Source organism: Streptomyces sp. NPDC102274, from assembly GCF_044766385.1.
Classification (GTDB): domain Bacteria; phylum Actinomycetota; class Actinomycetes; order Streptomycetales; family Streptomycetaceae; genus Streptomyces.
The window spans coordinates 1-11748 of the sequence record NZ_JBIWLW010000079.1; the positions used below are offsets into that span (position 1 = coordinate 1).

2 protein-coding genes are annotated in these 11748 nt (G+C 71.6%); both read left to right on the forward strand.

What is annotated here, in order from left to right:
• Positions 1–9997: type I polyketide synthase (locus tag ACIRQP_RS41190; RefSeq protein ID WP_403900439.1), on the forward strand; the 9997-nt coding region annotated here is incomplete at its 5' end.
• 42 nt (positions 9998–10039) lie between these two features.
• Positions 10040–11748, forward strand: a 1709-nt coding sequence (locus tag ACIRQP_RS41195) for a type I polyketide synthase (RefSeq protein ID WP_403900441.1), incomplete at its 3' end; no start/stop codon positions are given.

Here is an 11748-nt window from a genome sequence, read left to right on the forward strand (position 1 = left end):
TCCGACGGCTGCTGCGCTGGCCGGCTTTCTGCGGGTTGAGTTGTCCGGTGTGGAGGCTGCCGTCCCCGCTGCTTCGGTCGCTGTGTCGGGGGTGACTGATGAGCCGATCGCGATTGTGGCGATGGCGTGCCGGTTCCCGGGTGGTGTGTCGAGTCCGGAGGATCTGTGGGACGTTCTCCTGTCGGGTGGGGATGCGGTGTCGGAGTTCCCGGCCGATCGTGGTTGGGACGTGGAGGCGCTGTACGACCCGGACCCCGACCACACGGGCACCACCTACAGCCGTATGGGCGCTTTCCTCGACCGTGTGGCTGACTTCGATCCTGCGTTCTTCGGGATCTCGCCGCGTGAGGCGTTGGCGATGGATCCGCAGCAGCGGCTGCTGCTGGAGACCTCCTGGGAGGCCTTCGAACGGGCGGGCATCGACCCGAACTCGGTGCGGGGCAGCCGGGCGGGCGTGTTCGTCGGCACCAACGGCCAGGACTACACGACGCTGATGATGGCCGTGCCGAACAGCGTCGAGGGCTACTTCGGCACCGGCAGTGCGGCGAGTGTCATCTCCGGTCGGTTGTCCTACACGTTCGGTCTTGAAGGTCCTGCGGTGACGGTGGACACGGCGTGTTCGTCGTCGCTGGTTGCACTGCACCTGGCGGTGCAGGCCCTGCGGTCGGGCGAGTGCGAGCTGGCGCTGGCGGGTGGCGTGACGGTGATGTCCACGCCCGCCGCGTTCATCGAGTTCAGCCGCCAGCGCGGGCTGTCGGTGGACGGCCGGTGCAAGGCATTCGGGGCAGGCGCGGACGGCACGGGCTGGGGCGAGGGTATCGGGATGCTGCTCGTCGAGCGGTTGTCCGACGCCCGGCGCAACGGCCACCAGGTGCTCGCCGTCGTGCGGGGTTCCGCTGTGAACCAGGACGGTGCGTCGAACGGTCTGACGGCGCCCAATGGTCCGTCGCAGCAGCGGGTGATCCGGGCCGCGCAGGCGGCCGCGGGTCTCGCGCCGTCCGAGGTGGACGCGGTGGAGGCGCACGGCACCGGAACCACGCTGGGCGATCCGATCGAGGCGCAGGCGCTGCTGGCCACCTACGGCCAGGACCGCCCCGAGGGCCGGCCGCTGTGGCTCGGGTCGATCAAGTCGAACATCGGTCATACCCAGGCCGCCGCGGGTGTGGCGGGTGTGATCAAGATGGTGCTGGCGATGCGGCACGGTGTGCTGCCGCGCACCCTGCACGTGGACCAGCCGTCGCCGCACGTGGACTGGTCCGCGGGCGCGGTGGAACTGCTGGCGGAGGCTCGACCGTGGCCGGAGACCGGTCAGCCGTGGCGAGCGGGTGTGTCCTCGTTCGGATTCAGCGGCACGAACGCGCACACCATCATCGAGCAGGCCCCCGTGGTCGACCGGGAGGAAGCTCCGGAGCCGTTGCCTGTCGGCGCGGTCGTCCCGTGGTTGTTGTCGGCCAAGACCCCCGAGGCGCTGCGGGAGCAGGCCGCCCGACTCAAGTCCTTTGTTGACGGAACGTCAGATCTGTCCGTGGCGGACGTCGGCCGTACGCTGGTGTTCTCACGTGCGGCGTTGGACCACCGTGCGGTGGTGGTCGCCGCAGAGCCTGCCGAGTTCCAGTCGGCTCTGGCCGCTCTCGCTGAGGGGCGGGGCGGTCCGGGTGTCGTGGTGGGTGAGGCGGCGCCGCACCAGGTGGGTTTTCTGTTCTCGGGTCAGGGTTCGCAGCGGCTCGGGATGGGGCGTGAACTGTCCGCCCGGTTCCCGGTGTTCGCTGCGGCGCTGGATGAGGTGCTGGGCGAGTTCGACCCGGCGGTGCGTGAGGTGCTGTTCGGTGAGGATGCCGATGCTCTGAATGAGACGGGGGTGACGCAGCCGGCGTTGTTCGCGGTGGAGGTGGCGCTTTTCAGGCTGTTGGAGTCGTGGGGTGTTCGCCCCGACATGCTGGCGGGGCATTCGATCGGTGAGCTGGCCGCCGCGCATGTGGCGGGTGTGTGGTCGCTGGCTGATGCCGCGAAGGTGGTGTCGGCGCGGGGGCGCCTGATGCAGGCGCTGCCCGAGGGCGGTGCGATGGTGGCGGTCCAGGCGTCCGAGGCCGAGGTCGCGCCGGATCTCCCGGAGACCGTGGGGATCGCGGCGGTCAACGGGCCGAACTCGGTGGTCGTCTCCGGTGTTGCCGCTGATGTGGATGTGTTGGCGGAGCTGTGGCGTGAGGGCGGTCGGAAGGTGACCAGGCTCCGCGTCAGCCACGCGTTCCACTCGCCGCTGATGGAGCCGATGCTGGACGAGTTCCGCGCGGTGGTCGAGGGGATCGAGTTCGCTGAACCCGCGGTCCCGATCGTGTCGACGCTGACGGGCCGGTTGGCGAGTGCGGAGGAGTTGGGTTCGCCGGAGTACTGGGTGCGGCATGTGCGCGAGTCGGTGCGGTTCGCCGACGCCGTGGGCACGCTCGTAGCCGAGGGTGTGGCGATGTTTGTCGAGGTCGGGCCGGGTGGGACGCTGTCGGCGCTGGGGCAGGAGTCCGCGCCGGAGATGACCTTCGTACCGGTGCTGCGCGGCGATCGCCCGGAGGCCGTGGCCGCTACGACGGCTGCGGGACAGCTGCATGTGCGCGGTGTCCGGGTGGACTGGGAGGCGCTCTTCGCCGGTCGTGGTGCGCGGCGGGTGGACCTGCCGACGTACGCGTTCCAGCGTGAGCGCTACTGGCTGGACGCTCCGGCCGCTGTTGAGGGCGTTGAGCGGATGTCGCCGGTGGAGGCGCGCTTCTGGGAGGTCGTCGAGGAGGGTGACCTCGTTGATCTCGCCCGTACGCTGGATGTGTCGTCGGACGATCCGCTGAGTGCCGTGTTGCCCCGGCTGTCCGCGTGGCGCAGGGAGCAGCGGGATCGTTCCATCGCCGATGACTGGCGGTATCGGGTCGACTGGCGGCCGGTGGTCGCCGGGAGTGGGCGGTTGGATGGTGTCTGGCTGGTGGTCGCGCCGGTCGGTGAGGACCGTGCCGGGTGGGTTCGTGATGCGTTGGCCCGGAACGGTGCGGACGTGCAGGTGCTGTACGTGGCCCCGGAGGCGGTCGATTGTGCGGGCCGGCTGGCCGAGCTGCCCGCACTTCACGGAGTGGTCTCGCTGCTGGGGCTCGCCGATGCGGGTGGGTCGGTTGTGCCGGCGGGTGTCGGGGCCACGATTGGTCTGCTGCGGGCGCTGGGTGATGCTGATGTGAGCGTGCCGTTGTGGTGTGTGACATCGGGTGCGGTGTCGGTGGGCGCGGGCGATGTGGTCGCCGGGTTTGAGCAGTCGATGCTGTGGGGTCTGGGTCGCGTGGCCGCGTTGGAGCATCCCGGCCGCTGGGGTGGTCTGGTGGACCTGTCCGAAGCGCAGGACGACGGGACCGGCGATCTGCTGGCCTCGGTACTCGCCGGGACGAGCGGCGAGGACCAGATCGCGCTGCGCGGCGGCGAGGTTCTGGGGCGCAGGCTGACGCCCGCGCCGCTGAGCGCGGACACCTCCGCTTCCGGCTGGTCGCCGCGCGGGACGGTCCTGGTGACCGGTGGTACTGGTGCGCTCGGTGCGCACGTGGCGCGCTGGTTGGCGGCGCGCGGGGCCGAGCACGTCGTGCTGACGGGCCGTCGAGGCCGGTCCGCCGAGGGCGCCGGGGAACTGGAGGCCGAGCTCGTCGAGCTGGGCGCGCGTGTCACGTTCGCCGTCTGTGACGTGGCGGACCGGGACGCCGTCGCGGCGCTGTTGGAGAGCGTCCCTTCGCTCACCGCGGTCGTGCACGCGGCGGGTATCGAGCGCTCGGCCCCCCTTGCCGACCTTGATCCGACTGACCTCGCCGAGTTCGGTGATGTGCTGGCGGCCAAGGTCGTCGGCGCGAGGAACCTGCACGAGCAGCTGGCCGGAACGCCGTTGGACGCGTTCGTGCTGTTCTCGTCCATCGCCGGTGTGTGGGGCAGCAGTGGGCAGGGCGCGTACGCGGCTGCCAATGCCTACCTGGACGCCCTCGCCGCCCACCGCCGGACAGCGGGTCTGCCCGCCACCGCCGTCGCATGGGGTCCCTGGGGCGGTGGCGGCATGGTGGCGACCGACGAGCAGGCCGCGCTGCTGCACCGTTGGGGCCTGTCGACGATGGCTCCGGCTGTGGCGATCGCGGGTCTGGCCACGGCTCTGGAACGTGGTGACGGGAACGTCGTCGTCGCCGATGTCGACTGGGAGCGGTTCGCGGGCACCTTCATGTCGCAGCGGCCCAGCCCGCTGCTGCGTGAACTGCCCGAGGTGCGCGCCGCGTTCGAGGCCGCTCCGGCGGAGCAGGGCATTTCGGCCCTCGCGCAGCGCCTCGCGGGGCTGGATGAGGCTGAGCAGGAGCGGCAGCTCACCGAGTTGGTCCGGTATGAGGCGGCCGCGGTGCTCGGCCATGTGTCGGGTGACGCGTTTTCCGCGACCCGCGCTTTCAAGGAGCTGGGTTTTGACTCGCTGACGGCGGTGGAGTTGCGTACCCGGCTCAGCGAGGCCACCGGCGTTGCGCTGCCCGCGACCGTGGTGTTCGACTACCCGACGGCCGCCGCGCTGGCCGCCCATCTGCGTGTCGAGTTGTCCGGTGCGGGCGTGGCTCCCACCGCCTCCGCTCCGGCCGCCGTCCCCGGTGTGACCGATGAGCCGATCGCGATTGTGGCGATGGCGTGCCGGTTCCCGGGTGGTGTGTCGAGTCCGGAGGATCTGTGGGACGTTCTCCTGTCGGGTGGGGACGCGGTGTCGGAGTTCCCGGCCGACCGTGGTTGGGACCTGGAGGCGCTGTACGACCCGGACCCGGCGGGTGTCGGCACGTCGTACAGCCGCATGGGCGCCTTCCTCGACCGTGTGGCGGAGTTCGACTCGGGTTTCTTCGGGATCTCGCCGCGTGAGGCGCTGGCGATGGATCCGCAGCAGCGGCTGCTGCTGGAGACCTCCTGGGAACTGCTGGAACGGGCCGGCATCGACCCGAACTCGGTCCGCGGCGAGCGGGCGGGCGTGTTCGTCGGCTCGAACGTGCAGGACTACGGGATGGTGCTGGACGGGGCCGCCGAGGACGTGGGCGGGCACGTGGCGACGGGCAGCGCGGCGAGCGTCATGTCCGGTCGGTTGTCCTACACGTTCGGTCTTGAAGGTCCTGCGGTGACGGTGGACACGGCGTGCTCGTCGTCGCTGGTGGCACTGCATCTGGCGGTGCAGGCCCTGCGGTCGGGGGAATGCTCGCTGGCCCTGGCGGGTGGCGTGACGGTGATGTCGACGCCCGGCGCGTTCATCGAGTTCAGCAGGCAGCGCGGGCTGTCGGTGGACGGCCGGTGCAAGGCGTTCTCCGACAGCGCCGACGGCACGGGCTGGGGCGAGGGCGTCGGGATGCTGCTCGTCGAGCGGCTGTCGGACGCCCAGCGCAACGGACATCAGGTGTTGGCGGTCGTGCGGGGTTCCGCGATCAATCAGGACGGTGCGTCCAACGGTCTGACGGCGCCGAACGGTCCTTCGCAGCAGCGGGTGATCCGGCAGGCGCTGGCCAGTGCGGGTCTCGCGCCGTCCGAGGTGGACGCGGTGGAGGCGCACGGGACCGGTACGACGCTGGGTGACCCGATCGAGGCGCAGGCGCTGCTGGCCACCTACGGCCAGGACCGCGCTGGTGAGCCGCTCTGGCTCGGGTCGGTGAAGTCCAACATCGGTCATACGCAGGCAGCCGCCGGTGTCGCGGGTGTGATCAAGATGGTGTTGGCCATGCGGCACGGTGTGTTGCCGAAGACGCTGCACGTGGACGAGCCGTCGTCGCACGTGGACTGGTCGACGGCGGCAATGGAACTGCTCACCGACCAGCGGGAGTGGCCTGCCGTGGACCGGCCGCGGCGGGCCGGTGTGTCGTCGTTCGGGTTCAGCGGAACGAACGCGCACGCCATCATCGAGCAGGCGCCCGAGGTGACGTCAGCCGAGGTCGAGCCGGGTGAACCGGGTGTCGTGCCGTGGGTGCTGTCGGCGCGGTCCGGCGAGGCGCTGCGGGAACAGGCGTTCCGGCTCCGGGAGGAGTTCGCGCACGAGGCGGCCGTGTCGGTCACCGACGTCGCCCACTCGTTGCGGTCCCGGTCGGTGTTCGACCATCGGGCCGTGGTGGTGGGGCTGGACCGGGAGGAGTTCCTCTCCGGTCTCACCGCTCTGGCCGACGGCCGTGAGACGCCGAACGTCGTGACCGGCGTGGCGGAGAACCGCGGTGCCGGCGTGGTGTTCGTGTTCCCCGGCCACGGTTCGCAGTGGGTCGGCATGGCGCTGGAGCTGCTGGAGTCCTCGCCGGTGTTCCGCACGCGGATGGAGGAGTGCGCGCGGGCGCTGGACGAGTTCGTCGACTGGTCGCTGCTGGGCGCGATCCGGGATCCCGGCCTGATGGAGCGAGTGGACGTCGTCCAGCCCGCCCTGTTCGCGGTGATGGTGTCGCTGGCCGCCACCTGGCGGTCGTGGGGCGTCGAGCCGAGCGCCGTGCTGGGGCATTCGCAGGGTGAGATCGCGGCGGCGTGCGTCGCGGGCGCCCTGTCCCTGGAGGACGCGGCGCGGCTGGTCGTCCTGCGGAGCAAGGCGTTGACCGCGCTGTCCGGCCAGGGTGGCATGGTGTCCGTCGCGCTCGGCGTGGACGCCGTACGGGAGCTGCTGACGCGGTGGGACGGGCAGCTCGCGGTCGGCGTGGTGAACGGCCCCGCCTCGGTCGTCGTGTCCGGTGACGTCGCCGCGCTGGACGAGCTGATGGAGGTCTGCGCCGAGAGAGGGGTGTGGGCGCGTCGGGTCCTGGCGGACTACGCCCCGCACTCCCACCACGTCGAGCGGATCGAGGCGGAACTCCTGGAGGGGCTGGCACGTGTGTCGCCGCGCTCCGGTGACGTGCCGTACTTCTCCCCGCTGACCGGCGGGTGGCTGGAGACCCGTGGGATGGACGCCGCGTACTGGTACCGGAGCCTGCGGCAGACGGTGGAGTTCGCGGACTCCGTCTCCACGCTGGTGGCGGAGGGCTTCAAGGCCTTCGTCGAGGTGAGCCCGCATCCGGTGCTGGTGGCCGGTCTGGGCGAGCTGGTCGGCGCCGACGGCGTGGTGGTCGGCTCGTTGCGGCGCGGGGACGGGAGCCTGGCCCGGCTGATGACCTCGGCGGGCACGCTGTTCGTGCGCGGCGGCCAGGTGGAGTGGGAGCTCTCCGGCGCGCGGCGGGTGGACCTGCCGACGTACCCGTTCCAGCGCCGGCGCTTCTGGCCCACGACGACGCACAGCGCGTCCGGCGACGTGACCTCGGCCGGGCTGGGGCGGGTGGACCACCCCGTGCTCGTCGCCGTCACCGAACTCGCGGACTCCGAGGGCCTCGTGTTCAGCGGCAGGCTGTCCCTGCGCACCCACCCGTGGCTCACCGACTACCGCGTCCTGGGCGCCGCCGTGCTCCCCGGCGCGGCCTACATGGACCTCGCGCTGCGCGCCGGCGACCACGTCGGCTGCGCGTCGCTGGACGACCTGATGCTGGGGGCGCCCCTGGTGCTGCCCGAGCGGGACGGCGTGCAGGTGCGGCTCAGCCTCGACGGGCCGGACGCGTCGGGCAGGCGGGCGTTCACCGTGGATTCCCGAGGCGACGAAGGCGGGGGCTGGACCCGCCACGCCACCGGCACCCTGGCGGCCGAGGCGGAACCAGTGACCGACGACCTCGTCGCCTGGCCACCGAGCGAGGCCGAGCCGGTCGAGCTGGACGACCACTACGCCACCCTCGCCGCCTCCGGCCTCGGCCACGGCCCCGCCTTCCAGGGCCTGCGCGCGGCCTGGCGCAAGGGCGACGAGGTGTTCGCCGAGGTGGTGCTGCCGGACGGCCTCGCGGACGAGGGCTTCGGCCTGCACCCGGCCCTCCTGGACGCCGCGCTGCACGTCATCGGGCTCGGTGTGAGTTCGGACGGGCTTCCGTTCTCGTGGGCCGGGGTGCGGCTGCCGGCGACCGGTGCGACGGCGCTGCGGGTCCGGTTGACACCGGTCGGCGTGGACGCCGTGACGGTCCTGGTCGCCGACGGCTACGGCGAGCCGGTCGCCGCTGTCGACGAGCTGAGCCTGCGGCCCATCTCGGCCGACCAGCTCAACCTCGCGCGGTCCGCCCACCGAGACTCGCTGTTCGAGGTGAAGTGGGTCCCGATGCCGGACGCCGCTCCCGACACCGGCACGTGGGCGGTGCTCGGCGGCGACACCGCCCGGCTGGCCCACGCGCTCACCGCGGCCGGCGAGCCGGTCGACGAACACGGCGACCTGTCCGCGCTGCTGGCCGCCGTCGATGGCGGCGCGCCCGTACCCCGGTGCGTGGCCGTGACGCCCGGCGAGGGCGCGACGACCCCCCACGAGGCGACGCGCCTCACCCTCGACCTGCTCCAGAAGTGGCTCGCGGACGACAGGCTCGCCGAATCGCGACTCGTGCTGGTGACGAGCGGCGCGGTGGCGGCCGGGCCGGACGAGGACGTCCCGGACCTGGTGCGCGCTCCCGCGTGGGGCCTGGTGCGCTCGGCGCAGTCGGAGCACCCGGCGCGGTTCGTGCTCATCGACGTGGACGGGCACGAGAAGTCGCCGCGCAGGCTGCGCGCCGCGGTGGCGACCGGGGAGCCGCAGGTCGCGGTTAGGAACGGCGCCGCCTCGGTGGCCAGGCTGGCACAGCTCGCCACTCCGACCGACGCGCCCGAGCCGGGGGCGTTCGCCCCCGACGGCACGGTGCTGATCACCGGTGGTTTCGGCATGCTCGGCGGGTTGACGGCGCGGCACCTCGTCACCCGCCACGGAGTCCGGGACCTGGTACTGACCGGCAGGCGCGGCGCGGCTGCGCCGGGCGCGGACGAACTGTGCCGCGAACTGGCGGAAATGGGCGCGCGGGTCACGGCCGTGGCGTGCGACGTGAGCGACCGCGACGCGGTCGCCGCGCTGCTGGCCGAGCACCCCGTGACCGCTGTCGTGCACACCGCCGGCGTGCTGGACGACAGTGTGATCGAGTCCCTGACCCCGGAGCACGTCGACGCGGTGTTCCGCCCCAAGGCCGACGCCGCGCTGCACCTGCACGAGCTGACCCTGGGGACGGACCTCACAGCGTTCGTACTGTTCTCCGCCGTCGCCGGTGTCCTCGGCAGCCCCGGCCAGGGCAACTACGCGGCGGCCAACACGTTCCTCGACGCGCTCGCGCAGCACCGCCGGGCCGCCGGGCTGCCCGCGACGTCACTGGCCTGGGGTCTGTGGGCCGAGGCCAGCGGCATCACCGGCCACCTCGACATCGCCGACGTGCAGCGGATGGCGAGGGGCGGCATGGTCCCGCTGTCCTCCGAGGACGGCATGGCGCTCTTCGACGCGGCACGCGCGACCGGCACCGCGACCACGGTGCCCGCCGCGATCGACCTGTCCGCGCTGCGGGCCCACCCTGAGCAGGTACGGCCGCTGCTGCGCGGTCTGGTGCCCACGCCCGCCCGCCGGTCCGCGCGGTCCGGCAGCGGCTCCGGCGCGGTACCGCTCACCCAGCGGCTCGCGGGCCTCACCGAGGCGGAGCAGAACCGGGCGCTGGTGCACCTCGTCCGCACCCACACCGCGGCCGTGCTCGGCTTCGCGGGACCGGAGACCGTCGAGGCGGACCGGGCGTTCAAGGAACTCGGGTTCGACTCGCTCACCGCCGTGGAACTGCGCAACAGGCTCGACGCCGAGGTCGACTCGCGACTGCCCGCCACCCTGGTGTTCGACCACCCGAATCCGGCGGCGCTCGCGGCCCACCTGCGGGCGACGGTGCTCGCCGACCGCGGCACACCCGCCGCCGCGGCGCTCAGCGAGCTGAACAAGCTGACGATCACCATCTCCAAGCTCGACCCGGACGACGCGCTGGTCGGGGACATCCGGCTGAGGCTTCGATCGCTCCTGTCCACGTGGGACGAGAAGGAGCCCGAGGCCGCGGTGGACGACCTGAACTCGGCAACGCTGGACGACGTGTTCGACATCATCGACGAGGAACTCGGCAAGTCCTGATCCGCGGGTCCCGACTCTTAACCAAGAGGGGTTAGCAAGCATATGTCGAATGACGACAAGGTCCTCGACTACCTGAAGCGCCTGACCGCGGATCTGCGGCAGACCAAGCAACGGCTTCGCGAGGTCGAGGAGAAGGCCGGCGAGCCGATCGCGATCGTCGGTATGAGCTGTCGTTTCCCCGGTGGTGTCGAGTCGCCGGAGGACTTGTGGCGGCTGCTGGCCGAAGGCGGGGACGCGGTGTCCGGCTTCCCGGCCGATCGTGGTTGGGACGTGGAGTCGCTGTACGACCCGGACCCCGACCACACGGGCACCACGTACAGTCGTATGGGCGCTTTCCTCGACCGTGTGGCGGAGTTCGACTCGGGTTTCTTCGGGATCTCGCCGCGTGAGGCGTTGGCGATGGATCCGCAGCAGCGGCTGCTGCTGGAGACGTCGTGGGAGGCGTTCGAGCGGGCCGGTATTGATCCGTATTCGTTGCGGGGCAGTCGGTCCGGTGTGTTTGTCGGTACCAATGGCCAGGACTACGCGGCGTTGTTGATGGCCGCGCCGGAGAGTGTCGAGGGGTACGCGGGTACCGGTATTTCGGCGAGTGTCATCTCCGGTCGGCTGTCCTACACGTTCGGTCTTGAAGGTCCTGCGGTGACGGTGGACACGGCGTGTTCGTCGTCGCTGGTCGCACTGCATCTGGCGGCGCAGGCGCTGCACAAGGGCGAGTGCGAGCTGGCGCTGGTCGGTGGTGTGACGGTGATGACGACACCGGGCTCGTTCGTGGAGTTCAGCAGGCAGCGCGGGCTGTCGGTGGACGGTCGGTGCAAGGCATTCTCCGACAGCGCCGACGGCACCGGCTGGGGCGAGGGCGTCGGCATGCTGCTCGTGGAGCGGTTGTCGGACGCCCGGCGGAACGGGCACCGGGTGTTGGCGGTCGTGCGGGGTTCGGCGGTGAACCAGGACGGCGCGTCCAACGGTTTGACGGCGCCGAACGGTCCGTCGCAGCAGCGGGTGATCCGTCAGGCGTTGGCCAGTGCGGGTCTCGCGCCGTCCGATGTGGACGCCATGGAGGCGCACGGTACCGGCACCACGCTGGGTGACCCGATCGAGGCGCAGGCTCTGCTGGCCACCTACGGCCAGGACCGCAGCGGTGAGCCGCTGTGGCTGGGGTCGATCAAGTCGAACATCGGCCACACACAGGCCGCGGCCGGTGTGGCTGGTGTGATCAAGATGGTGATGGCGATGCGGCACGGTGTGCTGCCGCAGACCCTGCACGTCACCGAGCCGTCGTCGCATGTGGACTGGTCGGCGGGCGCCGTCGAGCTGCTGACGGAGGCTCGGCCGTGGCCGGAGACCGGGGAGCCGTGGCGGGCGGGTGTGTCGGCGTTCGGTGTGAGTGGCACGAACGCGCACGCCATCATCGAGCAGGCTCCAGCGGTCGAGCGGGAGGAAGCTCCGGAGCCGGTGCGTGACGGCCTGGTGCCGTGGGTGCTGTCGGCGCGCGGCGAGGGTGCCCTGCGTGGCCAGGCTGAACGTCTGATGTCGTTTGCGTCGATCGCGGACGAGCACGCGGTTGTCGATGTCGGCTACTCGCTCGCGACATCGCGTGCGGCGTTGGACCACCGTGCGGTGGTGGTGGCCGCTGACCGGTCCGAGTTCCTGTCGGCTCTCGCCGCTCTGGCTGAGGGGCGGGGTGGTGCGGGTGTTGTGGTGGGTGAGGCGGGGTCGCATCGGTTGGGTTTTCTGTTCTCGGGTCAGGGTTC